Annotated in this window: 20 protein-coding genes and 1 tRNA gene; 16 read left to right on the forward strand and 5 right to left on the reverse strand. The window is 48.2% G+C overall.

From position 1 onward, the window contains the following. Positions 1-78: 78 nt before the first annotated feature. From ACTJJS_RS00245 to ACTJJS_RS00290, 10 genes are all read left to right on the forward strand, one after another. Positions 79-1,311, forward strand: a complete 1,233-nt coding sequence (locus ACTJJS_RS00245; protein ID WP_440661943.1) for a hypothetical protein — start codon at positions 79-81, stop codon at positions 1,309-1,311. Position 1,312: 1 nt separating this feature from the next. Beyond that, positions 1,313-2,101, forward strand: coding sequence for a hypothetical protein (locus ACTJJS_RS00250; RefSeq protein ID WP_440661945.1), 789 nt, complete (start codon positions 1,313-1,315; stop codon positions 2,099-2,101). A 157-nt stretch (positions 2,102-2,258) separates the two neighbouring features. Continuing rightward, complete coding sequence (locus ACTJJS_RS00255) at positions 2,259-3,128, forward strand: MBL fold metallo-hydrolase (RefSeq protein ID WP_440661946.1); 870 nt, start codon at positions 2,259-2,261, stop codon at positions 3,126-3,128. 115 nt (positions 3,129-3,243) lie between these two features. Next, complete coding sequence (locus ACTJJS_RS00260; RefSeq protein WP_440661947.1) at positions 3,244-3,822, forward strand: RNA polymerase sigma factor; 579 nt, start codon at positions 3,244-3,246, stop codon at positions 3,820-3,822. Between the two features lie 101 nt (positions 3,823-3,923). Further along, the gene (locus ACTJJS_RS00265; protein ID WP_440661948.1) at positions 3,924-4,886 is read left to right on the forward strand and encodes a FecR family protein; all 963 of its coding nucleotides are present in this window, start codon (positions 3,924-3,926) and stop codon (positions 4,884-4,886) included. A 120-nt stretch (positions 4,887-5,006) separates the two neighbouring features. Continuing rightward, positions 5,007-8,381 (forward strand): TonB-dependent receptor domain-containing protein, encoded by a 3,375-nt coding sequence (locus ACTJJS_RS00270; protein WP_440661949.1) that lies wholly within the window; start codon positions 5,007-5,009, stop codon positions 8,379-8,381. 12 nt (positions 8,382-8,393) lie between these two features. After that, positions 8,394-9,221, forward strand: coding sequence for a hypothetical protein (locus ACTJJS_RS00275; protein WP_440661951.1), 828 nt, complete (start codon positions 8,394-8,396; stop codon positions 9,219-9,221). Between the two features lie 12 nt (positions 9,222-9,233). After that, positions 9,234-10,946 carry a hypothetical protein gene (locus tag ACTJJS_RS00280; RefSeq protein WP_440661952.1) on the forward strand — a complete coding sequence of 571 codons (1,713 nt, stop codon included), beginning with the start codon at positions 9,234-9,236 and terminating at the stop codon, positions 10,944-10,946. Between the two features lie 215 nt (positions 10,947-11,161). Beyond that, the gene (locus tag ACTJJS_RS00285) at positions 11,162-13,540 is read left to right on the forward strand and encodes a mechanosensitive ion channel family protein (protein WP_440661954.1); all 2,379 of its coding nucleotides are present in this window, start codon (positions 11,162-11,164) and stop codon (positions 13,538-13,540) included. 181 nt (positions 13,541-13,721) lie between these two features. Further along, the gene (locus tag ACTJJS_RS00290) at positions 13,722-14,657 is read left to right on the forward strand and encodes a DUF2268 domain-containing putative Zn-dependent protease (RefSeq protein ID WP_440661955.1); all 936 of its coding nucleotides are present in this window, start codon (positions 13,722-13,724) and stop codon (positions 14,655-14,657) included. Positions 14,658-14,701: 44 nt separating this feature from the next. On the opposite strand, the gene ACTJJS_RS00295 is transcribed toward ACTJJS_RS00290, so the two are convergent. The 3 genes from ACTJJS_RS00295 to ACTJJS_RS00305 all read right to left on the reverse strand — a co-directional run bounded on the left by ACTJJS_RS00295 (position 14,702) and on the right by ACTJJS_RS00305 (position 16,871). Continuing rightward, a complete protein-coding gene (locus ACTJJS_RS00295) occupies positions 14,702-15,355 on the reverse strand; it encodes a hypothetical protein (RefSeq protein ID WP_440661956.1) in 654 nt (217 codons plus the stop codon). A gap of 39 nt (positions 15,356-15,394) precedes the next feature. Then, the gene (locus ACTJJS_RS00300; RefSeq protein WP_440661957.1) at positions 15,395-16,162 is read right to left on the reverse strand and encodes a helix-turn-helix domain-containing protein; all 768 of its coding nucleotides are present in this window, start codon (positions 16,160-16,162) and stop codon (positions 15,395-15,397) included. A gap of 184 nt (positions 16,163-16,346) precedes the next feature. Continuing rightward, positions 16,347-16,871 carry a nuclear transport factor 2 family protein gene (locus ACTJJS_RS00305; RefSeq protein WP_440661958.1) on the reverse strand — a complete coding sequence of 175 codons (525 nt, stop codon included), beginning with the start codon at positions 16,869-16,871 and terminating at the stop codon, positions 16,347-16,349. An 88-nt stretch (positions 16,872-16,959) separates the two neighbouring features. Here ACTJJS_RS00305 and ACTJJS_RS00310 point away from each other — a divergent pair, with 88 nt between their 5' ends. Then, positions 16,960-17,307, forward strand: a complete 348-nt coding sequence (locus tag ACTJJS_RS00310; protein ID WP_440661959.1) for a winged helix-turn-helix transcriptional regulator — start codon at positions 16,960-16,962, stop codon at positions 17,305-17,307. Between the two features lie 184 nt (positions 17,308-17,491). Here the strand turns inward: ACTJJS_RS00310 and ACTJJS_RS00315 are convergent. Further along, positions 17,492-17,565 (reverse strand) — tRNA-Asp (locus ACTJJS_RS00315). A gap of 159 nt (positions 17,566-17,724) precedes the next feature. Between ACTJJS_RS00315 and ACTJJS_RS00320 the strand changes: the two genes are divergently transcribed. From ACTJJS_RS00320 to ACTJJS_RS00340, 5 genes are all read left to right on the forward strand, one after another. Beyond that, on the forward strand, positions 17,725-18,612 hold the full coding sequence (locus ACTJJS_RS00320; protein WP_440662969.1) for a glutamate--tRNA ligase family protein: 888 nt from the start codon (positions 17,725-17,727) through the stop codon (positions 18,610-18,612). A 68-nt stretch (positions 18,613-18,680) separates the two neighbouring features. Beyond that, positions 18,681-19,886: a helix-turn-helix domain-containing protein gene (locus tag ACTJJS_RS00325; RefSeq protein ID WP_440661960.1), complete on the forward strand. Its 1,206-nt coding sequence runs from the start codon at positions 18,681-18,683 to the stop codon at positions 19,884-19,886. A gap of 135 nt (positions 19,887-20,021) precedes the next feature. Further along, positions 20,022-22,808 carry a TonB-dependent receptor gene (locus tag ACTJJS_RS00330; protein WP_440661961.1) on the forward strand — a complete coding sequence of 929 codons (2,787 nt, stop codon included), beginning with the start codon at positions 20,022-20,024 and terminating at the stop codon, positions 22,806-22,808. A gap of 18 nt (positions 22,809-22,826) precedes the next feature. Then, positions 22,827-24,014: a Ca2+-dependent phosphoinositide-specific phospholipase C gene (locus ACTJJS_RS00335; protein WP_440661962.1), complete on the forward strand. Its 1,188-nt coding sequence runs from the start codon at positions 22,827-22,829 to the stop codon at positions 24,012-24,014. Positions 24,015-24,384: 370 nt separating this feature from the next. Next, positions 24,385-25,278, forward strand: coding sequence for a DUF1266 domain-containing protein (locus ACTJJS_RS00340; RefSeq protein ID WP_440661963.1), 894 nt, complete (start codon positions 24,385-24,387; stop codon positions 25,276-25,278). Positions 25,279-25,282: 4 nt separating this feature from the next. Here the strand turns inward: ACTJJS_RS00340 and ACTJJS_RS00345 are convergent, their stop codons facing one another. Continuing rightward, on the reverse strand, positions 25,283-26,512 hold the full coding sequence (locus ACTJJS_RS00345; RefSeq protein ID WP_168869841.1) for an ROK family transcriptional regulator: 1,230 nt from the start codon (positions 26,510-26,512) through the stop codon (positions 25,283-25,285). Between the last annotated feature and the right edge of the window lie 81 nt (positions 26,513-26,593).

Consider the following 26,593-nt stretch of genomic DNA (forward strand, 5'->3'; position numbering starts at 1 on the left):
GGAAACACCAAAATATTGTTTAAAGGTTTATCCGTAAAGTGTTAATTTTAATAGTTTAAAGAACTATAGGGAATGCTCATGAATACCTTGTCAACTGAAAACCAAATCACTAAAGACCGGAACATACTGGTTGTTTTACCCGGGGAAAAAACGGCCAATGCGGAAACCCTTGACCTGATCAACAGGTTTTGCGGATCAGTGGTAACCGGTTTTACCGAAATACCGGCTAATACCGGCGATAAGAGGATCTATGTCTGTGGTGACATGGCCGGCCTCAACAAAGCAAGCTGCCCCGTATATCTCATAAAAGAGCTTTCTTATAATTATGAAAATTATAACGGAGAGCATATACATATCATCACACTTGGCGAAGTGCCCATTATTGTCAGCCACGCCGGGGTATATTTTAGAAAGCTGTTTACCGATGATCAATACTTCAACAAGATAAAATCAGAACACGAATTCCAGGAATTAACGGAATCAAACAAGCCATCGAAAGCTTTTAGAAAAGGTATATATCTCAGCCAGGTCAGTAGAGTGGAAAATGATAAAAACGAAGAAGTACTGCATTACCATCTGTTGAGATGTTCCAGCAACCTGACCGGGCCTACTGATAACTTCAGGGCCACAGACCGTTACATCATCAATGTGTTGAATGAAGCTGTTAAATATGTCTTCAAATATAAAACAGACCTGAACCATGTATTGGCACAGATATATGAAAACAGGGCTAAAACAGAAGACACAGAAAAGGAAATAAAATCCAGGATTAAAGCGCATTCTGATAAAACAAAGGATATGCCTCCGGAGGGACTGATCGTCTTTTGCACGTTCTATGACAATGTTGATGTCCAACACCTGAAACCTTCCACTACCGATAGGTTTGACAGATGTTATAAAGAGGTTACCGGCTTCACAAAGCTACACTTCAAATTAAAAAACACTGTTAACGATGATACGCTGGAGAAAGAGTTTAGCGTGACATTGTATCCTGGTTCCGTGTTTATGATACCGCTGTCTACCAACCGGCTGTACACGCATGAGATCAGGCCATCTATGCTAAATGCTGACATGATCCCTACCAGGATGGGCTACGTGGTGCGTTGTTCAAACCTGGAAGCACAGCATGTGAATAACCAGACTTATATCAAAGACAAGGGCAGTTTCATTCCGCTGGAGAAAATGACAGCAGCCACGCAGGAAGACCTGAGAAGTGCCTACCGCGAAGAAAATCAGTCGGAGAAAATAATGGCATATGGAACGGTTCATTTCAGTATGAACGCGGGCGATTACGAGAAACCAATATTGTAAGATGACAGTTGCAGCCTTTTCTAAAATAACCCTTGATACTGACGCAGACTTATTCACTGAATTGAGCAGCGCCACTGACTTTGAATCCGTCGCAAAAGGCCGGCTGGGCAATCATCTGGTAGATGTGTGTGATAAAGGTGTGCCGATAGTGAGAACCACTACGAAATACAATATGCCCGCCTATCATTTTCTGCCCATTCACCGCATGATTGCCGGACATATACAGGCCAGGCTGACAGAAATGCCGGTACCGGATTTCAATAATGCCCTGATAGAAGTCTACGATACTGACTATACGAAAATGAATTATCATTCAGACCAAAGTCTGGATTTGGCGGAAGGCTCCTATATAGCGCTCTTTTCCTGTTATGAAAAACCTGCTGCGCTGTCTGAACATCAGACCAGAAAACTAAAAATCAAGCATAAAGTGACCGGCGATGAATCTGAACTTTCATTGACACACCATTCGGTGATATTATTTTCACTGGACACCAATAGGCAGTTTCAGCATAAAATTGTGCTGGATGCAGTTACAGGTGCGAAGCCGCCGTCAGCCGGCAACAAATGGCTGGGCATCACTTTCCGGACATCTAAAACATATATTCAGTTTCAGGAAGGACAGCCTTACTTTTCCGGCGGGCAGCGGTTGATATTGGCGGATAAGGAGCAGGAGACTGCATTTTATAAGTTGAGAGGAGAGGAGAACAGAAGCCTGGATTTCATTTACCCTGAACTTACTTATACGGTGAATGCAGGTGATATGATGATGCCAAAGAATAATAGCTTTTAGCAGATTGACAATCATAGAATTGTATTTAAAATAACCGGGCCTCATCCCTACCTGCATCGAATTGTCCATGCATTTGTCAGGATTGTCTATGTTTTCTGATGCTGCTGTGCAGTAGCTTTGACGTATCAAATCAACAGCACAATAAAAGCATCAAACAATGAAATCCTTTAGAATCTACCTGTTTATCCTTGGCGTCCTGGTAGCAGGACAGGCAGCTGCGCAGCACAAAAAAACATTTCAATGGATAGGCGGTCCTACTTATGTGTTACAGCTGGGAAACTTCAAGATACTGACAGACCCTATGTTTAGCCCGAAAGGCGATTCGGCCTTTATGATCAAAAAACACCCTTCCACCGGAGCAGCCAACGCCTATATCCGGCGTTTAATTGCCCCCGCCGTATTTGACACGTCGAAGATTGACGTACTGCTGGTAAGTCACCCGCATGCTGACCACTTCGATCGTGAAGCCAGGACTGCGCTGAACAAACAGCTGAGCGTGGTCGCTCCGGCCGCTAACACAGTCACCATACAAGAGTGGGGCTTCGCTCATGTTACGGGTCTTAAATGGGGCGATACCACCGTGTTTAAAAAAGGAGATGAAACGCTGCGTATCATCGCCGTGGAAGCGATGCATGCAAAAGACGATCCGTTGAAAACCGAACTGGGAAAAGGCAATGGCTACATCATCGAGTATACGGTAAATCACAAAGTATACCGTGTATACTGGACAGGAGATACAGTGTGGTTTGATGACATGCAGCAGTATACCCGCTATGGGAAGATCAACCTGTTTATTCCCGATATGGGCGCCGTTGGCTCTGATGGCAGCATCGGCCGCCGCGGATTAAATTCTCCGGACTGTCTGAAGATCATAGAAACGCTGCATCCCGATGTTATTGCGCCGGTACATCATTCTACCTTCTCCATGTATATAGAACCGATTGCTACTTTACAACAAACATTGGATGCTACGTCCTACGGAAAGAAATTAAAAATTGTTCCTGCCGGAAAAGTGGTGGTGTTGTAATCGTTTAACTTATCCTGTAAAAAAGCCGCTCAGATAGCGGCTTTTTTTTGCAGGATAAGTTATCCTTAACTATTTACTAACATTAGTTTCTTTTTTTTGCGGTGGACTTGTAAACATGCCGCTTAATCAACCTCACGATAATAACTGTCCTGACGCTGCCACCGGCAACACCGGAAGATGGCGCCCGTCCCCGCAACAGGACCCCGCTGCTGAAAGATTCAACCAGGTCTTTCTGGCCACCAAAGACAGGATGTACCAGTTTGTAAAGAAGCTCACACAAGATGAATCAGACACAAAAGATATCGTGCAGGACTGTTATGTGAGCCTTTGGCAAAAAATAAATGAAGTAGACACAGAGCAGGATGTACTGCCGTTATTGTTTACCTATGCCCGTAACCGTGTGATAGATTACCTCCGTAAAAAAACAAGCCGGCAACAGCTTTTGTCGGAATGGCCACAGGAAATTCCGGGCGATGTTCCGCCGGAGCAACAGCTCGATTATAAAGAACGGATGACGCAGTTACAGTTATCTATCAATCGGCTGCCGTCGCACAGAAAGAAGATTTTCACCCTGGTGAAGCAGGACGGATTTTCACACAAGGAAGTGGCCCGGCAGCTGGGCATTTCCGCGGCCACCGTCAAGAAACAGATCGGCCTCTCCCTCAAATTCCTCAAAGCGCAGCTTCCCCGCTAACATCTCCAATGTTACCAAAAGGTTAACTCCTGCCTGACGCTTACTCCCTTCGTATTGTGCAAACGTGATATAAGCAACCATCAACATAAAAGTTTGTCGTAATGGCCATAGACAAAACATTACTGGACCGTTTTATTCATCATCAATGTACGCCGGTGGAAGCGGAGCAAGTGTCCCGGCTGCTGCACCATTCGCCGCATTTGCTGGACGATTACCTGCAGGAGACATGGAGAGAAGAAGTGACCGAGCAGATGCCGGACAACATGGCGCAGGCGATTGCTGCACATCTGCAAATTGCCCCGGTGGCCAGGGTAAGCAATAAAAGATACCGCATGGGCTGGATGGCCGCTGCCGCTGTGGTGTTACTGTTGTTGTGTGCAGGCGGGTGGCTGTTACAACAAAGACATAACATACCGCAGGACCATCTGCTGGTAGTAGCGACCGCGGAAAAAAATTACCGCCTTGTATTACCGGACAAAAGCATCGTATGGCTGAAAGCCAATACTCGTCTGGCATTTGACACTATTCAGTTTGGCAGGTCGTTACGCAGCATCACCTTATTAAATGGTGAGGCCTTTTTTGATATCCGGCAGGATGCCGCGCATCCTTTTGTAGTGCTGAGCGGCGCGGTGCAGACCCGTGTACTGGGCACCTCCTTCAGCGTACGTCATAACGCTGCAAAAGAAATCCTGGTGACGGTAGCTTCGGGGAAGGTGGCCGTGGACCATCATCAACAACAACTGGACGTATTGCTTCCCGGCAAACAGATAACTGTCAACCAGCAAACGGGCCGCTTTACAGAGCAACAGGTGCCGGTGTGGCTGGCCGCCGCCTGGAAAGAAACGCAGCTGCAGCTGGACAACGCCAGTTTTACCGATCTGAGAACGGCCATGGAAGTCATGTATGGCGTGCGCCTGGAAACCACCAGGGACAAGGTACGCCGTCAGACATATAATATCCTGCTGAACAGGTACATGCCGGCAAAAGAAGTGGTGCAGGCATTGGGACAGCTGAATAGCTTAGCCACCAAACAATTGAATGATACAGCTTTCTTAATCTATTAAATAAAAACATGTAAAAATAAAAAGGACGCCCGTTGAAGCAGACGTCCCCGAACAAGGCATGAAACAGGGTTGCAGCCTGTTGCATTGTTGCTCTCTTTACTATAAAACAAGATCGAAATTATGAAAAAAAATGTTCTTAAACGCTTGCGTTTAAGTGGCACGGTATTGTCATGGATAATGCTGCTGCTGGCAGCGTCGGCGACGAACACACTTGCACAAAACCGGTTACACAACAAGGTAACCATCAGTTTCAACAGACAACCGCTGGGAAAGGCATTACAGCAACTACAGGAACAATCTAAGAGTTACTTCGCTTTTATTCCGGCAGACGTACAACGGTACAACGCACCGGTTGTCACCTTTACCCAAAAACCGCTGTCGGAGATATTACAGGCCCTGTTAAAAAATACCACGCTTACATTCAGGGAAGAAGGCAACTATATCATCATAGCCCCTGCGAAACCGGTAACTGACAATAATGCCGCAAAAGGAGAAGGAAATGTCCGGGGACGTGTGGTGGATTTTGAAACCTCTCAACCACTGCCCGGCGCCACCGTGTTGATCAGCGGCAGCAAGAGCGGCACCCTGAGCAATGAAAAAGGTTTCTACGAGCTGAAACACCTGCCTGCCGGTAAATATACCCTGGAGGTACGCTACATCGGCTATTCCCCGGCTGTCCTAAGCAACGTTAGCATCCCCGCGGGAAAAGACGTAGTGCTGGACGTAAAAATGGAAATCTCCAACAAGCTGAATGAGGTAGTGATAGACGCCGGTCCGCGTAAGGTGAAATCTGTCACCCACAGCACAGAAGCCCAGCTCATCGATGAAATACGCCGCGCTACGGGTGTGGTGTCCGGCATCTCCAGTGAACTGATCACAAAAACTGCCGACAGAAATGCTGCTGAAATTGTGAAAAGAATTTCCGGCGTCACCGTGGTGGACGACCGCTTTATAGTGGTGCGTGGCATGAACGAACGTTATAACCTGACATTTCTGAATAACAGTCTCGCCCCCTCCACGGAGCTGTACAGCAAAGCATTTGCATATGATCTGCTGCCCAGCAGCGTGATAGACAAGATCCTGGTGTATAAATCACCGGTGGCCGATCTTGTGGCAGACTATGCCGGCGCCGCGGTGAAAATCTCCACAAAGAATGCCATGCCCGTGAAACATTTTGATATGGGCCTCCAGGTGGCACACCGCGAAGGCGCTACCTTCAAAAACAGTATCAGTCACAACGGCGGAAAATATGATTTCCTTGGATTTGACGACGGAGGCCGTAAACTGCCTTCCTTTTCCCCCAGTATCTTTGAAAGCAACCGACAGGTAACCGATGTGAAACAATCTGGCTGGTTATCTGCCATGTCGCCTACGCTGGACTACGGTACCCGCTATACGTTGCCCGATATGCAGTTGTTTGCCAATTACTATAACAGCTGGAAAGTAGGCAGCGCCAAATTATACGACCTCACCGCCATCACCTATACGAAAGAAACAACAGGCTATGATGTCTATCTCCAGAAGGGCAATACAGACCAACCTTATACCGGCAAGGGAAACGGCAATGCAGGCGGTAGTTTGCTGGATAATAACAAAATCGGAAACGGTCAGCAATCATCGGAAAACGGTAAGATTAATATCCTCGAAAACCTCACCCTGAAATTGAATGACCGGCACCAGTTGTTTCTGCGGAACTTTTTTGTGAATGACGGCCGCCGTTTTACCAGCGTCAATACCCAACGGCCCAATGAACCTAAGGGAGTAGGCCTGAATATAAACCAATACCGCACAAGAGACATCGTGCTTTCCTTTCAGCAAAGGGCGTTGTATGCCGGTCATTTAGGCGGGTCACACGTGCTGGGCGCAAAAAAACAGCACACCCTGGAATGGAATACCGGCTACACCTATGATCTGCAAAACCTGCCGGACCAGCGCATTGTCCATCTCTATGATTTTTCGCTGGACAATGACACCAGCTGGAGGGCGGTCCGCACCAACTACCTGGGCATGATCAGCCGTTTGTATATCAAAAACCTGGAACAGATCTACAGCGGCGCGATAGACTATACCTTCCAGGTAAAGCCCCAGTTCTCGCTGAAGGCAGGTACTTACAACCTGTTTAAAACAAGACAGGTAGGGCGCCGGTTTTTCCGGGTAAACAGAGGAGGCCTTACCAACGATCAGTTTCTGCCTGTTGGTCAGGATGATTTAGGCTGGTTCAACGACCATGGTAATATCAACCAGCAGTTGCTTCGCTTCAGTCAGCAGGACTTGCCGAAGGTGTGGAGCTCCTATTATTTTAAGGACGATAATACCGGCCTTGGCATCTATGACGCCACCAGTCCGGTGGATGCCTATGTGGCCAGTGAGCAGTATCACGCCGGTTACGTGATGGGCGACTGGAAAGCAGCCGGCGAAAAACTTGTGCTGAATGGCGGCCTTCGCCTGGAATACGACCGTCAGCAGCTGTCAGGCGCCAGGTCAGGATTCAATGGCCCTACCAGTCTGCAGCCCGTTTATGTGGACCGTCCCAAAACAGTATTGCTGCCGTCCGTGAACATTACCTATCTCCCCGGTTCTTCACTGGTACTCCGTGGTAGTTACGGCCGTACGGTCAACAGGCCGGATTTCCGCGAGCTGACGCCCTATAACGATTTCGATTTTCAGAACAACGAAAATATTATGGGTAACCCCAGGATCGTAACCGCTGTCATTGATAACTATGATCTTCGGGCAGAACTATATCCTAAAAAGAATAAAAACGAAGTGTTCAACGTAGGGTTCTTTTACAAACACCTGCAGAACCCCATTGAACGTATGCGGAGGGAAACATCCGCCTCTGACTATGGCCTCTTTTTTAATTTCACCAATATCAGCTATCTCAATTCTGTCAGCGCAGAGGTGTACGGCGTAGAAGCGGAGATAAAGAAAAGCCTGTCGTTTATGGGAGGAAACCTGTTCCGGCATTTTTCCGTGGTACTGAATGGTTCGCTGATAAAGAGCAGTACCGTGACGCACGGTTTTAACTCCGTATATGCGGTGGACAGTATCCATAAAAAGGGTGAACCATTACAGGGGCAATCCCCTTATGTGGTGAATGCCGGCTTGTTCTATGAAAACCCTTCCAGCGGCACCAAGGCGTCGCTGGTGTATAATGTGAGCGGACCGCGTATCTACGCAAAGAGCCAGCGTACCAAGGCGGACACGCTCTGGGACGACAGCTATATTCGTCCGCACCTGTTGCAGTTACCGATGCACCTGCTGGACCTGTCTGTTACACAGCGTATCGTGAAGTCATTACAGGTAAAATTCAGTGTGCAGAACCTGTTGGACCAAAGTTACCGTATTGTGGAAGACCTGAATTATAATCAGCGGTACGATGCTGAGAAACCGGTAGAACAGCCAGATGGTAAAATCCTGATGGAAGGCGATAATATCTACAGGAGATACAAGCCTGGCCGGTACTGGTTGTTACAGTTTACCTATTCATTTTAAAAAAGAAATATCATGACCGCTTATATCCGGAATAAATTTTTATATCTATTGATCGTGTTTGGTGTGCTGTCTGCATGTAACAAGGACGTGACGCCATTGCCGGGTGCCGGCAACGGGAATATATTTTTCTATAACGCGTCCACCGCTTTGCAGGGAGAACTGACTTCGCCAGCCAGGAGAAGGGCCAATTTTATATTGATCGACAGCCGGGACAGCAACTATGTGTGGGATGCAGACCACGTTTCCAAACATCCCTATTTCGATGGCAGCTATGCAGTTTCCCATCCGGCTATCGTCAACGGGTGGCCGACCTTCTGGCCCGTGCCAACAGGAACGCATACACTGAGACTGGTAGACAGCGCAGGAACTATTCTGCTGACCGACAGCGTGAAAATAGACAGCCAAAACCCGGCACTGGTGTTTTATGGAGACAGCTGTGGTGATTTTCGCAGCCTGGTAACAACAGATGTCTTTAAGCCTGCTGACGGGCAGGTCGGCATGCGGTTGATCAACCTGAGCCCGGGAGATGGTAAGTATTTTCTGACCTTCAATAAAAAAATTCCGGCGGAGCTCCCGGCGGCTACACATTTTGGTGACCATACGGGTTATCTCCCGATGAATGTGGTCAGGCAGGACACCTTTTCCATCAAGGTCTTTTCAGTGTCCGACAGCAGCAATGTATTGTCCAGGGTGTCACTGGCGGTATCGCCCGGGCACGCCTACACGCTGTTAATGAGCGGTTATCCGGAGAATCATCCGGCTTCCTATAAAGACCCGCGTACCGGCAGAATGGTATCGTTGCAAACCACTTTCACTATCCAGGCATTGAAGAACTATTAAAAAATTGACAACATGAGAAAGATATTTACCGTTCATACAGCTGCATGGAGCTTGTGCTGCATGGCGCTGCTGTTGATGCTGAATGCCTGCCGTAAGGTGGACGAACATAAAACGCTGGTGGAGACACAGCCCTGGCTGGCCAGTACCTATCAGCTTTCCGGCCAGTATGGGCAGTATGGGTGGCAGTATCCATCAACATGGGTAGTAGGTGATACAGCGATGTTGATTGGAAAGCTGTTTACTGACAGGCCGGGAAGTGAGATTCGGGTAGGCGGCGTACTGATAAAGCCGGTCGAACACAAGCAAATCGACCCCAACAAGCTTTACACCATTACCGATGGTATCCCGCTGGTAATGGTGGATGTGGTGCGTTTTGTTATCACGAAGGAAATGGGCGTAGGGCCGGAGCGGCCGGTCACTGTCACTGCCAACGGAATCACCATTCATGGTTCGCCGGTGTCTATCCGGGACTTTGCAGTCAGTATCGGGAAAACAGATACCACGCTGGTAGTGGATAAGCTGTTGCATTGGATGCCGGCGAATGCCAATGTCCTTATACAACATGGCTATGCTTTTATACGGGATGTGCATTGTGACAGGAACGGGAGTATCTGGTTTGATAATCAGCTGGAGATTAATGCGCTCACCGGCGGGCAGGTAAATAAAGTCCTTGCTGCCGGCGATAAGGTGACAGATGATAAAGGTATGGAGCTAACCGTGAAGCAGGTGTTTGGCAGCGCTATTTCCTTTGACGGCAATACGTTGTTTTTTTCTATGGAAGATAGTGAGCCATCAGTGGATACCGTGGATAATTATATTTTCCGGTTATGTAAAATGGACGTGGCCAGCAAGCGTATTACTACGCTTAACCGTACGCTGGTGGTGAAAGGCGTTGCGCCGGTGAACGGCGATGCTGCGCCATTCCAGGGAAGTATTGACCGTATGAAGATCGTAGCGATGTACCTGAATACTGATCTGCAGGGCAATCTTCTCTACACCAATTATTATGTGCCGCCCAGCAATACCAGCGATCATTCAGCCTGGAAGTCTACCATTAGCAATGGGAGTATTAACCAGGAAGTGTGGGCGGATAATCTGCTGGTGATCTCCCGGATGGATATGACGGGGAAAGTAACGCCGTTGATGAACGCCGGTTATGCCGCCAATAATACCCCGCCTATCATGGCGCCGGGCGCGCATGTGGCCAGCAGCTTGTGTTTTGTAGATCCTTTGGGGAGATATGTGTACGGAATGGCAGATGTGGATGATTGGCGTACGCTTATTGTGAAATATGACACACAAGAGAAAGATATTATCGCCTCGGTAAAGGCTGCCGCCGCAGCGTTCAGTTTCCGTTCCTATGATACCGTGCCTGATACGAAAGGCAGAGGTATGATGGACCTCAGCGTAGTGGACTGGACCGGTATGCTGTACGCCTTTAACAATATGATGGTTTTATCGGACGGGTCTATTTTGGCAGTGAAGGGAGCCTCCCTGTATAATTTCGACTTTGAGCAACGGACCGTGTTCTGTTATGCCGGTGTTGAGAATGGCAACAACGCTGCGGCGCCGGGGCAGGACAAACTTACCGGTAAGGCCAAATGGGTGGATTTCTCCGGTGCCGCCCTCATAGGACAGGATAAACAAAATACGGTATACTATTGCCAGGGGGTATGGGGAACAGAAGGAATCGATTTTTATAAACTGCATTCCCCCGGGAAATGAGTTTTTGTAGCAGTTATATTCAAAAGCCCCGTCATCGGCAGGATGATGGGGCTTTTTTTGTCGCCCGCCGTGAAAGAAAATATACAATTGAAAGAATATTATTATATTTGTCATGCTTTTTTATTGGTCCCCATAACCCGTCACCTCTTTAATGCTTGTTTAACTTTCCCATCGGGCGTATGCTTTCCGGATGGGGCATTATTTCCTATAGACACATGACAAAATCACTGTATGGCACATGCACCAAGAGGATACCGGTAATACTTGTCTTCCTGTGCTGTTTTATTTTGGGGAGAAACATCGCCAGCGCGCAACCCGCCGGAAAAGACACCACCGCCGCGGCTGCCCCGGGCCCTGCAAAACTGAGCGCCGACAGCCTGCTGATACGCATGGAGGAGCTTCATAATACCCTCAACCGTATCAATGATATCACAGCCAGGGGATTTGATACACGCGGTATGGAAGCAGAGCTGCCGGAAATGAAATCCAATCTGCAAATCATTGAAGATAACCTGAAGCTGTACAATAAAGTCCTGAATGTCCGTAACCTGCAGATGTTTCACGTGCTGCTGGGAGATATGCGTGAACATCTGGACGACTGGCGCTCCCGGTTGTTTGAATACAACAAGGAACTGGTGAGGATGAATGCAGAAATGATGGCCTTCACTAAAGATTCTTTTGTAAGGCAGATCAAGGCAGACACTACTTTCCGGAAATTTTACCTGCCCGAACTGAAAGAACTAAAAGGAAAATGGGACGACGCGAAGAAAGCCACTACGCTGCATCTGGATAAAATAGCCGTGTTGCAGGCAGGTGTTTCCGGCAGTTATTTCAAAGCGATAGAACTGGAGAATAAAGTCAATGAGCAGTTGAGGGTCTTTAGTATTAAATCTTTAGGTAAGGAATATAATTACCTGTGGGAAGACAAAGTCCGTACTGATTCTTCGGCTGCCACGCTGGCGCAGCAATCTTCCAAATCCTTTGAAGGACTGGGAAAAATACTGAACTACTATTCCCGTGCTCATTCCGAAAACTGGCTGTGGATGTTTTTGATAGGAGTGGTATTTTTCTTCCGGGTGAACAAACAATTCAGAAGAATAAAAAAGGCGGGCAGGGCCGAGCTGCTGTTGCCACCTTACATAAAGTATCTCCGGGCGCTTCCTTTTTCAGGAACGCTGGTGATTATTCTTAACATCGCCTCTTTCTTTGATCTGCATGCCCCTGCGGCTTATCTGGATTTGCTGCAATCCTTTTTACTGTTTTTGCTGACGGTCCTGTTCTGGCGCAGGTGGGAACGCCGGATGTTTGTGTACTGGATCGCCATTTGCGTGTTATACCTGTTCACCACCGCCACGGCGGCAGTGGTTGTGCCGGACGTGCGTGTCCGGATATGGATGCTGGTGCTGAATGTGCTGTCTGTGGTGACCGGCTTGTTTATTTATTTCCGTATTTATAAAAATTTATCTGCCGGTAGACTGGTCCGGATCGTGTCGATGATCTTCGTGGTGTTGAACGTGCTGGCGGCGCTGTTTAACCTGTTTGGCCGTTTGAGTATCGCGCAGGTATACAGTACCGCCGCGATCGCCGGGTTGTTACAGATCATTGGCTTAACGGTGTTTATACAGATCGTGGAAGAAGCCTTCTATCTTCAGATGCAGTCCAGCCGCATTGCGGGTGGTATTACAGCACGCTTCGATTTTGAAAAGATACGTGCAGGGTTACATAAAATCCTGGTGGCGCTGGTCGTGGTATTATGGCTGATGGTATTTGCCACCAATCTGAATATCTACAATGAATTATACACCGGGGTCAGCAGCCTCATCACCGCACCGAGAATTATCGGCAATACGTCCTTTACGCTGGGCAATATCCTCTTGTTCTTTGTGATCTTGTTGATATCGAATCTTTTCCAGAAATACATCGGTTATTTCTTTGGGGAGACAGACGACGATAAGATCGGGGAAGTGAAAGAGAAAAGTTCCCGGTTGCTGCTGTTACGCCTGCTGGTGCTGGTGGCCGGTTTCCTGATAGCCATTGCGGCCTCCGGTTTGCCGATGGACAAGATCACCGTGGTGCTGGGTGCCCTGGGCGTAGGTATTGGTTTGGGTTTACAGAATATTGTGAACAACCTCGTGTCCGGCGTGATCCTCATCTTTGAACGCCCGCTGAAGATCGGTGACTATGTGGAAGTCGCGGGCCAAAAAGGCCGGATGAAAGACATCGGCATCAGGTCCAGCAGAATGGTGACCACGGAAGGTGCGGAGGTAACGGTGCCTAACGGCGATCTGTTATCTTCCAAACTGATTAACTGGACACTCAGCAATAATCATGTACGGACAGAACTTTTGCTGACCATCGCTCCGTCCTCGGCATTGCCGCTGGCGAAGGAAATTATCCTGGAAGAGGTGTCCACTTCGGATATCATTATAGGCAAGGTGGCGCCTGAGTTACTGGTGAAGAGCATCAATGACAGCAGCGTAGCGTTGAAGCTACAGGTATGGATTCAGAACGTACACCAGGAAGAGGCGTTTAAAAGCCGTATGTTACAGCAGATTTATCAGCGGTTGAAAGATAATGAGATTACGATGTCGTAGTCAGCAATAGTATTTTTTCGTACAGCCTCTATCCGGTATTGGCGGATAGAGGCTGTATGTTGTTGTAGGGTACTGACCCATCAGATTGAGGGGTACAACTAAAAGTAGGGGGATTACTGCCATATCTTTCGCTCTTTCGCTTCTTTTTAGTTACATTTATTTATCCCTAAATAACTTGTATATGCACTCCATCAAAAGTTATGTCATTTTGTTGCTGACAGTGTTGGTTGTTAACACCCTCCATGCACAAACGAAGATTTGCTATTCAGATATAGATCTGTTCTGGAAAACATTTGACAGTGTGCATACTGTGAGTGATTCCGCAACGCAGGTACATCTCATACAGACCATGTACCTGGACAAAGGAACTAAAGGGTTAAAAGAACTGGCCCGTATCAGAAACTGGACACCGGAAAAATTTCGGCAGGGTATTTTCGCCCATCCTGCTTTCTGGACATCTGTCAGATCCAACACCCTGAAGGTAAAAGCGTATACAGCGGATTTTGAAAAACTGATAGCTGCCTATAAAAAATTGTACCCATCATTTAAAACACCGGACATTTATTTTACGATTGGATTTATCGGCACCGGAGGAACGACTACAGAAACTGAAGTGCTGATAGGAACAGAGATCGGGGCAGCTGACAGTGCTACTAACTCAGCGGGTCTTCACCCGTTTTTGCAAAACTATTTTAAAGATAACCCGGGTATTTTACAGATCGTGGCGCATGAATTGTCCCATACCCAACACAAAGGAGGGGATATGGAGGGCAGGGCCCATACCAATCTGCTGGGAGCCTGTATTGCAGAAGGCATGTGTGATTTTATGGCGGAATTGTTGCTGCAGCATCCGTTAAGTACCCCGTATATGCGTTACGGTAGAGAACATGAAAAAGAAATATGGGAAAAGTTCAGGCAACAAATGCATGGAACAGCACTAAAGGACTGGTTGTATAACGGCGTTGATCTCGGATATTTTGTAGGATACGCGATCTGTAAATCCTATTATGAACATGCCTCAGACAAGGCTAAAGCGATCGACTATATGCTGCATTTGGATAATGAACAACTTACTGAGTTGGATAAGTTCCTGTTGGCTTCGGGGTATATGCAGTAACCTAAATGAGCCTTCAAATCCTGCATTTGAAGGCTCGTCTGTTTTTAATTATTAATCGCCTCCCGTGCTTCACCCCTAAGACTTGCATAGCGGTAAACAAAATACCAGGTAATAAGTATCTGAAATAATATCACCGTTGGCAACAGAAACGGATAATGCATAAAAGGCGTCAATGCATCGCCGTGTGCCAGCATAATCGGCAGGTCAATGACATTGAATACAATGATCACCCAAAGTAATGCCCTGCTGCCTTTAAAATACCACCAGCAGAATATTCCGTAGGCAAATTCAATGATGAAATTCAGGACAGGGTGATCGATAATACCGAACCCCAGTACCGGCGTGGCAGAGAACGGCGACAGCTGAATATCCTTTTCATGGAAGACCATATCAATGATCACATGGGACACCACGCCAATGGCAAAGGCAAAGGCGAGCTTCCTGTTTTTATAGCCCCAGTTGATCACACAAAATGAAACTGCCGCGGCAACAACTCCGGAAAAAATTGAATGGGAATACGGCAGGTAGTCGAGATGAACGCTGCCGCCGGAAATTGAAAAATGTTCCCAGCCCAGGTAGTTGAAAAGCACCCATAATACCTCCACCAGTTGCACGGAGACTAACAACGGAAACAAAGGCAGTTTGGGTTCCTTTTTCTTTAGCAGTAAAGCTGTTGCAGCGTGATTAATTGCGTACATAAAATAAAGTTTGGTTTATCTTATGCAAAGGTCCCGCTGTTACTTTACATAGGCTTGAATGATTTGGCTATTCTTGAGTAACAGGGAAGGGGCCAGCCCAAACATTCGTTTGAATGTCCGGTTGAAGTGCGGGGCGTCGGAGAAACCGGCTTCGAGGGCTGCATCCGTCAGGTCCCTGGCGGCAATGATGTACTGTACCGCCGTTAAAAGTTTGACCCACAGCATATATTTTCTGATAGGAATACCGACCTGTGTCGTAAATAAGTGAATGAGCCGGCTGGGAGAAAGATAGACCATAGCTGATAAATCTTTGATTTTTAACGGCTCTTGTCCTGGCTGTTTGAGAACTTCCAGCACCCTGGTAATCCTGTCGTCCATGTCCTCATTGCCTCCTGTATGGGAAAGTTGCCGGAGGAATTGCAGCGTAATATGAAAGATGTTGTCCGCATTGGTATCGTCTGCCAGTAGTGGTTTTATTTCTTCCAATAATGCCTCCATCATTGTTTCCGGCAATGCTGCTATTGGCTGGCCGGACAGGCAGGCCTTCTTAAGGCCAGCTCCTGTTTTGCATTCCGGATCGATATTGATCAGCAGAAAGGTATTGTTGTACGTTCTGCACTCGTGTGGTTGATCGGAATCGATGATAACAGCTCTGTGTTTGATCACAGCACCGGAGGTGATGATCTCTATGGTATCCTCAAAACTAATGGCGATCTGTAAGGCATGGTGCTGGTGAACAACCGTATCGACGGCACGGCCTATGTAGATAAAGTACCCGGTCGAGAAGAATAATAGCGGCTGATTCATGCAGGGTAATTTAGGTGCGAAGAATACCTCATTAAAGGTACATGAATTATGCAGATCGGCCCTTGAATAGAATAAAAAATGCCCTGCTTTTTGCGGAGCATTTCACGCTGCGGTCACGAGCAGCCTTTCTTTCTTTTCCGCCAGTTGATTTTTGCAGCTAATGTAATCTGTCCTTACAATCATATCAGGTTCTGCTTATAACATCCGTTACATCACCCGGCACTGCAATAACAGGGACCGTATTCATGAAGTATAGTTCCATACGTCTTAATTGTATTCTCCAGCCTTGAGGAGTTCTTACCAGTTTATCGTGAAAAGCACCGGCGGCATATAGTGCATAAGGAGACGTCACTTTGTTTGTAATACTATTATGTGTGGCCCATACGTCGGTTCTTGCCATTGCTTCATTTTCTTGCACGCTAACCAGTGGTAGCCCAAGCATATGCTGCCAGTTTGAGAACATTCCATTCATTTTGCCTTTTTGTGTTTCGTCCCCACGCATATAAAAAGCGAGTTGTTCACAGGAGCATACCGGTATACCAAAAACTGTAAAGTCCAACATGGCATCGGAAGTAAACGTATCTTTCCATTGCTCAAGCACGTTCCAGTCATTTCCCTGGTGTGCATCCTGCCCAATTGCATACCTGCATATAGTATCCTGGATATGTATGCGGTCTTGCAGGTATTGTAGCTCTTTTTCAGAATTCATATTTTACTCTTTTTGTACAGAGCAAAATTAATCCGGCGAAGTATACTTTTGATACAGGTATACTTTTGTATACTAAATCAAGAAAGTTATGTCATTGATCACGAAAAGGATTTATACCGAAAAGGAAATGCATTACGTGCAGGACACCCTTTATGTTTTAAGCGGAAAATGGAAATTACTGATCATTTTTTCTTTATGTAATGGAAACAATCGTTTTATGGAAATCCGCAAAAACATTCCAAAGATCACCACAAAAATGCTAAGCAAAGAGCTTAAAGAGCTGGAAGCAAATAAGCTGATCAAAAGAATAATTCACGACGAATATCCGCTGTGGATTGAATATAAACCAACAACCTATTGTCTTAGCATGCAACCCATTATTGAAGAGATGATTAAATGGGGTAAGCAGCATAGAATAAAAATTAAGGAGAAATAATTTTATCAACGCGGAATATGTAAACTGAAAAATAGGAAGGGCGCCCGAATGCCATTTGTGAGACCGAAGTTCGCGTAGAATGAGTTGTTTCTTACCAATGGCCTGATGTCCAACATTACCTCGACTAAATACTCGGCTTAAAATAGAAAACCCGCGCTATGCGCGGGTTTTTTTCGAGATTTTGCGGACTGGACGGGACTCGAACCCGCGACCTCCGCCGTGACAGGGCGGCATTCTAACCGACTGAACTACCAATCCTTTTCCCCTAAGGGAGTGCGAAGGTAAAGAATTCTTTTTTTATTTTCCAACAAATCAGCAAAATTTTTTTACGCCCGCAGCAGTATTTTTGCGAAAAACAGCTTCCTCATAGAAAAGATACTGCTCAGCCATGACTATCCGGCGCACCGTAAAACCCGTATCGCGCCTACGCCCAGCGGCTTTCTGCACTTGGGCAACGTGTTCTCTTTTGTGCTCACGGCCACCCTCGCACGCCGCTGCTGCGCCGCTATCCTCCTACGGATAGACGATATGGACCAGCAACGGGTAAGACCGGAATACGTGCAGGACATCTTCGATACCTTACATTTCCTGGAAATACCGTGGGAAGAAGGGCCCCGCTCACCGGACGACCTGAAGCAGGAATGGTCGCAGCTGCACCGTGAAGCGCTGTATCAACAGGCGCTGGCGGCGCTGAAAGCAGGAGGGAAGCTCTTTGCCTGCGACTGTAGCCGGTCAAGGTTACAACATGCCGGCGGTATTTATGATGGTCATTGCCTTCACCGCCAACTGCCCTGGGACGGCCCTGATGTTTGCTGGCGCGTCAATACCGCTGCGCCGCTAACATTGCATATGCACACGGGCGACGGCTTGCTGCCGGCCACTCTGCCGGATGAACAACGTTATTTTGTGGTGAGAAAAAAAGACGGCCATGCTGCCTATCAGCTGGCATCCGTGATAGATGACGACTACTTCGGCATAGACCTTATCGTCCGGGGGGAAGACCTGTGGGATTCCACGCTGGCACAGCTATACCTGGCCAGGCTGGCGGGTATGGACCGCTTCTGTAACACGACCTTTTATCATCATACCCTCCTGATGGAAACACCCGGTAAAAAGCTCTCCAAGTCGGAAGGCGCTACTGCCGTGCGTTACTTCAGGAATGAAGGCAAAACCAAAGCGGACATCTTTTCCGCGATCGCCGGTATGCTTGGCATCCGGGAACAGGCGCCTGACTGGGAAACGCTGGGCGCCCTGCTGCTGGACCATTACCCGGTGTTCCGGCAACCGGCACCGGCACAGCGCTGAGTCGTTGGTAATAATTTCTTAATAGTGGTTATGTAGCTTCACACCCGAAATCATTAAACAGGGGTGTTATGAAGTATATTATTTTACTGGGCGCTTTTCAGGCATTGGTCATATTCAGCATATTTATTATCAGCCATAAGAAAAGATCTTCTGATAATATATTGAGCTGGTTTTTAATGTTGGTGTTTGTGCATCTGGGCGCCGGTTTTATGTTGCATACGCTGTTCCCGCATGCGGAAATCCACAAGCAGTATTACACGTTTATCACATTGATGTATGCGCCGGTATTATGGATGTATACTACCCATCTTTCCGGAAGGTATCAAAAGGCCGGGCGGAGCAACTACCTGCATCTCCTGCCTGCGGTCGCCGGCGCTATAGCCTATTTTTCGATTGCAGGTTATATCATTGCGCACAACGGTAAAACTCCTCCCGCCATTATTTATTACAACCAGACGGTGGGATATATAGCACTGGTGTCTTTCCCGTTATATTCAATATTGTCGCTGTGGGAAGCCCGCCGTATCCCGGCTTTCTGGCAGTCAGAAAAACAGCTGGTCCGGTTTATGGCGATTATGTTTCTGGCCATGACGTTTTTTAGTTTGCTGCTGACGGTCAATAATTACCTTTCCCCCGCTTCCCGGTTCGTCATCGATAGCCACCTCTGGGGAAGAATAGGTACCTATATTTCCCTGTTAAGTATTTGCCTGGCCATTGGGCGCGTAAGGATTTTATTTTTGATGGACACCGGCACCACCTTGCCACTGATGGAGAATACGCCTGCTGTTGCTGCTGTTGAAGAGGGACCCGTTGAAGAAGAAGCGGCAGCCGATACTTCGGCGCTTCCGCGGAAATCGGTGCTGTCTGCCTCGCAGCAGGCTGCCATTGCGACACAGTTGAAACAATGGATGTACGAAAAGGCCCTTTATAAAGATCCGGAGCTGACGCTGGATAAACTGGCCGCGGCGATGGAGATATCGCGGCACCATCTCTCGGAAGCGCTGAACCAATACCTCGGACAATCTTTTTATCAGTTCATCAATGAATACAGGATCAGGGAAGTGGTGAAGCTGCTGGACAAATACCGCGAGGAGAAAGAGACACCCAACATTCTCTCCCTGGCATTTGAAGCCGGTTTTCATTCCAAGTCATCGTTCAACCAGTACTTCAAAAAAGTCACCGGTACTACCCCTTCCGCCTATATGAAAAGTAAAAATACGGTAGTGGTCACTACACGAAATACAATCAACGTGAATGGCTTAACAATTCCGTAATGTTTTATAACTGGTTGATTTTAAGTTGATAGTAATGGTTTTTGTTTCCCCCGATAGATAAATCCGTACGGATTTATCTACAAGGACGACTTCCTCCGGCCGCTCGTTCAACTTTGCGGAAAAATATTTTTCGCCATGAGCAGCCGGCTTTTATTACTGATTTTACTCCTGCCTGTTTTCTGTACGGCACAGCAGATCAGAGGGAGTATTTTATCCAAAGAGGGTCCCTTGCCTTCGGCTACCATCGTGATCGATGGCGCGGGGGCACAGACTGATCTTTCCGGGGTTTTTAACATCACCCTCCGGAAGACAGGGAAAGTGACCCTGAAGATCAATTATGTGGGGTTTGCCGTTAAAACAATAACGGTAGATGTCAAACCGGGATTAAACCAGCTGGGCGCCATTATGATGGAACCTGCCAACGATGTGCTGGGAGAAGTGGTCGTGAAAGGCGCTTCTGCCGGTTCTCAGATACGTGCCATCAGCATCAAAAAGAACGCACCAGGCATTATGGAGGTATTGGCTGCCGATGCTATCGGCAAACTGCCGGACCGCAACGCGGCAGAAGCAGTGCAGCGTATCCAGGGTGTTTCTATTGAGCGTGACCAGGGTGAAGGACGTTATGTGTCCGTACGTGGCACCCCTATCCAGTGGAGCGCCACCCTGCTGAACGGTAACCGCCTGCCCACGGCCAGCCTGGATTATACCGACCGCCGTATTCAGATGGACATCTTCCCTTCGGAACTGATAGAATATGTACAGCTGTCAAAAGCCATCACCCCTGATATGGAAGGCGATGCCATTGGCGGATCTGTCAACTTCATCACCAAAGCGGCGCCACAGTCAAGGATGCTACGGATCAACGCCGCCGGTGGATATGGCGATCAGGCCCGCAAAGGTTCCTATAATGCGTCCATCGTTTATGGCGACCGCCTGTTGAAAGGCAAACTGGGCTTTGTAGTGTCGGCCGTCATCTGGGACCGTACCTCTGCACAGGACCGCTATAATATGAACTATGATTTCGCCAATCCTGATGTAAAACAGTCCTATTCCATCACCGACCTGCAATTGCGCGATTATATTGCCCACCGCAAAACCACCGGTCTCAACGCCGGCCTGGAATACAAATTCAACGACAGGCACAAGGTACAGTTCAAAGGTATCTACAGCTCTTTCCTCGATGGGCAGAACGTACGCGAGACATACTTCTACTTCAACAACAAAAACGCCACCATCACCGACAGGGCTTCCCATTACTTCACAGACCTGTATTCGGCGGAATTGAGCGGCCAGTCGGTTTTGTCAGGGAAACTCACCTTCGACTGGGCAGCCGGCATGGACAAGTCGAAGTTCCGGTTTAAAGACCCCGGATACTATCCCATGGCCACTTTCCAGCAGGCCGTCGCATATGAGGGACTGGCAGCCGATGGTAAAAAATACCTCGCCATGGACGCCCCTGACGGAAAAGGAGACGTAATAGACGCAGTATTGCCGCATATCTCCGCCAACACACCGATTACCGCAGATGCCATGAAACTGTCGCAGGTGATCATGCTGCGCGCCACCAACTGGGAGGAGAACAAACGTTTCAACTTCAACCTGAAATACACCCCGTCGGAAAAACTGATGCTGAAATTCGGTGGTAAGTTCATTCACAAAGACAAAGTGGTGCAGTCTCCCTACAATGTATACATCGCCGGTATGCAGGGCGCGGCGCCTTCCATGGCCAGCCTGGGTACTGAGCCATTCCCTTATAACGGCGGCTTCCTGTCTGAAATCCATTCACCCTATAACAACGTGATCATCGATCAGATGGCATTGGGCAACCTGAAATCGCTCGTAACGCCGGAAGGCATCAGCCAGTACAAGCTGTATCCTTTCCAGGTGGATTCCGCTACCAATGCGTCAGGGGCCACCAAATACTTCAGCGGTGTGGAAAACGTATATGCGCTCTACGTGATGGGCGAATATAAAGCCTCTGAGAAAATCACGCTGACCGGCGGTATCCGTAACGAGTACAATAAAGTGACGTTCAACGGCAGCAGGGTGAATGGCAAACAGGTAACGGCTATCAGCCAGGACAACAGCTACAACGCTTTCCTGCCGATGCTGCATGTGAAATACAATGTAACGGACAAGGATATACTCCGTGTGGCATATACCCGCAGCTTCGCCCGTGCGGACTTCAATAACCTGAACCCAGGCATCACACAGGACGATGCCAATAAACTGATCACCCGCGGCAATGCCGCCCTGAAGCCTACGTTTGCCAATAACTTCGACCTGATGGCAGAACATTATTTCGGTGGCATCGGTATGGTCAACGTAGGAGTTTTCTATAAAAAACTTACTGACCTGGTATATACCAACCAGTCTTCCGAAAACATTAACGGTATACAATATACGGTGAGCGAGCCGCAGAACCTGCAAGGGGCCTGGCTGGCAGGCTTTGAGGCCGGTTTTGTAAAAAGGTTCACCGGCCTGCCTGGCTTCTGGAAAGGGTTTGGGGTAGATGTGAACTACACCTACACTGATTCCCGCGTGAAGATACCGCGGTTTGTGAATAACCAAAAGATCGAAGACAACAGTGTTATTCCCAAACAGGCCAAACATATCTTCAACGCCTCATTGCTGTATGAATACGGGAAATTTATGGCCAGGATAGCCGGTAACTATAAGGGCAAATACCTGGACGTGATCCGCCAGGCTGCCGGCCCAGACCACTACCGCTGGTACGCTGAGAATTTCACCGTGGACTTTTCCGCTTCCTACGCCATCACACCTAAAGTCAGGACATTCCTGGAACTGAACAATATCACCAATGCGCCGGTACGCTACTACCATGGCACTTTCGACCGCGTGGAACAAGCTGAATGGTATTCTTTCCGCGGACAGATAGGCGTGAGCGTTAAAATTTTCTAACAAAAAAAACAACTGACGATGCAGACAACTATTACCCGTGCGTTGGGAACAATGCTGATGGCCTGTGCTACCGCCGTTTGCGGGGCACAGTCGCTGGACACACTTAAAATAAATCAGGTACAGGTGCTGGGCACCCACAACAGCTATGCCCGTCCGGTAGACTCCTCGGTGCTGGCCATGATCGATCCTATCCTTGAAAAGCTGGGCCAGACATTTATGAAGAGCATGCCGAAAGAACAACTGGCGGCTTTCCAGGAGTTTCATCCCAATTCCATGAAGATGAGCGAAGGACTACGTTACAACCATCCTCCATTCGACGTGCAGCTGGACGCAGGTATCAGAAGCATCGAGATAGATGTGTACAATGATCCTACCGGTAACCGTTTTAATGACCCTGCCGCTTACCGTGTGCTGCGCCAGAAAGGAGTGACCAACCTCGCGCCTTTTGATACCAAGGACCTGGACAAGCCGGGCTTCAAGGTGTTGCACATGGCCGATATTGATTTCCGTACCCACTACACCACCTTTAAAGGCGCGCTGGCTGCCATGCGTACCTGGTCAGATGCGCATCCTGGCCACTTCCCCATTTACGTGATGATTGAAGCGAAAGACAAAGGCATTCCGTTGTTCCCCGGCTCCGCAGAAGTGCTGCCTTTCGATGAAAAAGCCTTCGACGCGTTGGACCAGGAGGTGGTTGCACAGCTGGGCCGCGATAAGCTCATCACTCCCGATGACGTACACGGCAAATACCCTACGCTGCGCGATGCCGTGCTGGCTAAAAACTGGCCGACCGTAAAAGCTGCCAGAGGGAAATTTATTTTCCTGTTACTGCCTTCTACGGCGGGCATGAACCTGGTATCCGACTATGCTAAAAACAGGCCTAACCTCGAAGGCCGGGCGATGTTTATGCAATCGCAGCCGCAAGACAGCTATGCCGCTTTTTTCCTGTTGGACAATGCTATCGTGCGCCGGCAGGAGATACAGCAGGCGGTGCAACAGGGTTTCCTGATCAGGACCCGTTCCGATATTGAAACTTATGAAGCCAAGGTGAATGACCATACCCGTGCGGACGCAGCGTTTAAAAGCGGCGCGCAGATTATTTCCACAGATTTTTTCCGGCCGGGCAATGGTTATGGCACGCCTTATTTTGTAACCCTGCCGGGTGGCGGGGAGGCAAGACCTAATCCGGTGAATACAGGTAAATGATCCCGCTTTGTTGCTTAGTGACAGCATAACTTCTCCGGAGGTTATGCTGTTTTTATTTGAGGTGGACCGTCATATGCAGCTTTATATATTTTCTATAACGGAGACGCCTATATTATCGCTGTCGGCTATTGGTCACCGGAAAGCTGTTATAGGCCTAACAGGGCGTGCCTCTGCCGGCAAGTGGGCCGTAATTCCTTGCTTGTAAGGATGATAGAGATATGGTTATTTCGTGTTATATGGAATTAAGTAATTGATAGCCAATGCGAAAAGTGAGGTTGCCTCACAAGATGGTTTTTGGTTATAATAACGGGAATGTCTATCTTGTATCAGAATACGAATACAACCAAACCATACCCAAAAACCATTTCCCATGAATTCCCAGCAGTATATGGAACTGTACTGGCAGCAACTGAAGGATATGGGCCTGAGCAATGAGATGATTAACCTGTACCGCCAGCAGATGGAGCAGTCGATGAATACGGCTGATCAATTACTCCCGTTTGCTGAAGGTATGAAACAGTTTAATCAGTTTTTCACCGGCGACGACGCTGATGAAGAAGCACTCAGCCGGGAGCCCGAAGCCGTTTTGCTGAATAAAACCAGCCTATTAACCCAGGAACAGCAATGGGCCGTAGCCTGCGGGGCCGATCTGGCTTTCCTCAATGGCCAATACCTTAATGACATTACAACAGGGTTCTCTAAACAGGAATGCCGGCAGCTACTGTCCGAATGGTGGGACATCGACAGCCCCGAAGAGTTGTACGATATGTTTTCCTGGCTCCGTGAAAGCGGCCACAGGATCGACTATGATATCATCCTGCAAGCCATCAACAGCGTATCGATGAAGGAAAGCAAAGCCTTTCTGCGGGAATACATCGCGGCCAATGAGCTGGAAGAAGCGGTGGTGATGGAGCGCCTGCGCAATACCCGCGACGCGCTGGAACTGTTCCGCAGCAAACAACTTATCCACGACAAACTGCAGCCGGACATGCTGATATGGGACTTTGCCCGTATCATCAACCTGTCCAGGGCGGGACTGGACGCGGGTTACATCGGTTATGACGCGGCCCTGGAGCAGATCATGGCCTGCGTACCGGTGATACGGCGTACCTATAGCTCGTGGAAACACCTGTCACTGTCGTATCAGTTTGCCCGCTGCGTATGGAACGGCGTAGAGGAAGACAGCTTCCAGGCACTGCAAAACAATATGAACTATCTGTTACAGGCACCGGACAGCCCCTGGGTGGTGCTGCCGTGGAAATAAGGGCCTACAGCATATCAAACAACTTATTGCGGGCCAGCAGGGAGGCGCCAATCACGCCGGCCCTGCTGCCTAATTTGGACAGCTTGTACTGCGTATCGTTGTTCACCAGGCTCAGGGAATATTTATTGATAGCACTTCGTAAAGGCAGGAAAATCGTTTCTCCCGTGGCCGACAATGCCCCTCCCAAAATAATCAGTTCCGGGTTATATAGGTTGATCAGGATGGCAATGCCCTTGCCCAGCTTCTCTCCAATGGCGGCAATCAGTTCTATGGCCAGCGTATCGTCATGATTGGCGGCATCCAAAATATCTTCCAGCGTGATGTCCTTTACCGCCACTTTTTTGGTGATGCCTGAAGTGGCGCCTTCTGCGATCCGCTGTTTGAACTGCCGCACCAGCGCCTGCCCGGACGTTTCGGTTTCCAGGCAGCCCTTTTTACCACAATGGCAGAGGATTTCATTCTCAAAGAAAGGAATGTGGCCAAACTCACCGGCAAAACCGGATTTACCATAATACAATTCCCCGTTGATCATAACGCCAAGGGCTATACCGTAATCGGCATTGATGAAAATCACGTTCTTTTCGTTTTTCACTACACCATTACAGAACTCGCCATAGGCCATGGACCGCGAGTCGTTCTCCACGTAGGTTTTAACGCCCAGTTTGCTTTCTATGATGCGGGTCAGCGGCTCTTCATTGAAATAGAAGTAGCTGTAACTGTAGCCGGTCCGGTAGTTGATGCGGCCCGACAGGTTGATGCAGATGCTGGAGATCTTCTTGGCGATGCCTTTCAGCTCTTTGATGAACTGGCTGATCAGCCGGCAAAGCTCATCCAGCGAGGCGGCGGTATTGCTCAGCTCATAGGGGATCTTTTCCTGGAACTTGACCAGTTCCTTCTGGAAATTGAGCAGGCCTATGTTGATATGATTGTTTTTTACTTCCACGCCCAGGAAGAAAAGGGAGTTGGATTCCAGCCCATACAGATTGGGCCTGCGGCCAACGGTGGATTCTGTTTTGCCATAGTCCTTTACCAGTCCGGCTTCCATCAGCTCGTTGATCAGCTCCGCTATCTTAGGTGAACTTACATTCAGTACTTTGCTCAGGTCAGCGATAGTGGTATTGCCCTGGTTGGCAAACCAGGACAGGATGCTTTTTTTCAGCTGCAGGTTTTTATAAGCAACGCCGGTTATCTCCTCGTTATACAGATCACTGAGAAATGAGTTATTTCTTGCCATGTATGGGTTGATAAAGGATTTGATAGATGATACCAAGATAATCAATTTCCCCCATTTACCCCATCTGGTTGCCGGACAAGA

The organism is Chitinophaga sp. 22308 (genome assembly GCF_052045305.1).
Classification (GTDB): domain Bacteria; phylum Bacteroidota; class Bacteroidia; order Chitinophagales; family Chitinophagaceae; genus Chitinophaga; species Chitinophaga varians_A.

What these genes read in the sequence shown, in the direction of transcription:
- ACTJJS_RS00335 (WP_440661962.1), top strand. Translation starts at nt 22,827, where the DNA reads ATGCAGACAACTATTACCCGTGCGTTGGGAACAATGCTGATGGCCTGT.
- ACTJJS_RS00325 (WP_440661960.1), top strand. Translation starts at nt 18,681, where the DNA reads ATGAAGTATATTATTTTACTGGGCGCTTTTCAGGCATTGGTCATATTC.
- ACTJJS_RS00305 (WP_440661958.1), bottom strand. Translation starts at nt 16,871, where the DNA reads ATGAATTCTGAAAAAGAGCTACAATACCTGCAAGACCGCATACATATC.
- ACTJJS_RS00330 (WP_440661961.1), top strand. Translation starts at nt 20,022, where the DNA reads ATGAGCAGCCGGCTTTTATTACTGATTTTACTCCTGCCTGTTTTCTGT.
- ACTJJS_RS00285 (WP_440661954.1), top strand. Translation starts at nt 11,162, where the DNA reads ATGACAAAATCACTGTATGGCACATGCACCAAGAGGATACCGGTAATA.
- ACTJJS_RS00295 (WP_440661956.1), bottom strand. Translation starts at nt 15,355, where the DNA reads ATGTACGCAATTAATCACGCTGCAACAGCTTTACTGCTAAAGAAAAAG.
- ACTJJS_RS00340 (WP_440661963.1), top strand. Translation starts at nt 24,385, where the DNA reads ATGAATTCCCAGCAGTATATGGAACTGTACTGGCAGCAACTGAAGGAT.
- ACTJJS_RS00300 (WP_440661957.1), bottom strand. Translation starts at nt 16,162, where the DNA reads ATGAATCAGCCGCTATTATTCTTCTCGACCGGGTACTTTATCTACATA.
- ACTJJS_RS00260 (WP_440661947.1), top strand. Translation starts at nt 3,244, where the DNA reads ATGCCGCTTAATCAACCTCACGATAATAACTGTCCTGACGCTGCCACC.
- ACTJJS_RS00265 (WP_440661948.1), top strand. Translation starts at nt 3,924, where the DNA reads ATGGCCATAGACAAAACATTACTGGACCGTTTTATTCATCATCAATGT.
- ACTJJS_RS00275 (WP_440661951.1), top strand. Translation starts at nt 8,394, where the DNA reads ATGACCGCTTATATCCGGAATAAATTTTTATATCTATTGATCGTGTTT.
- ACTJJS_RS00250 (WP_440661945.1), top strand. Translation starts at nt 1,313, where the DNA reads ATGACAGTTGCAGCCTTTTCTAAAATAACCCTTGATACTGACGCAGAC.
- ACTJJS_RS00345 (WP_168869841.1), bottom strand. Translation starts at nt 26,512, where the DNA reads ATGGCAAGAAATAACTCATTTCTCAGTGATCTGTATAACGAGGAGATA.
- ACTJJS_RS00280 (WP_440661952.1), top strand. Translation starts at nt 9,234, where the DNA reads ATGAGAAAGATATTTACCGTTCATACAGCTGCATGGAGCTTGTGCTGC.
- ACTJJS_RS00310 (WP_440661959.1), top strand. Translation starts at nt 16,960, where the DNA reads ATGTCATTGATCACGAAAAGGATTTATACCGAAAAGGAAATGCATTAC.
- ACTJJS_RS00245 (WP_440661943.1), top strand. Translation starts at nt 79, where the DNA reads ATGAATACCTTGTCAACTGAAAACCAAATCACTAAAGACCGGAACATA.
- ACTJJS_RS00270 (WP_440661949.1), top strand. Translation starts at nt 5,007, where the DNA reads ATGAAAAAAAATGTTCTTAAACGCTTGCGTTTAAGTGGCACGGTATTG.
- ACTJJS_RS00290 (WP_440661955.1), top strand. Translation starts at nt 13,722, where the DNA reads ATGCACTCCATCAAAAGTTATGTCATTTTGTTGCTGACAGTGTTGGTT.
- ACTJJS_RS00255 (WP_440661946.1), top strand. Translation starts at nt 2,259, where the DNA reads ATGAAATCCTTTAGAATCTACCTGTTTATCCTTGGCGTCCTGGTAGCA.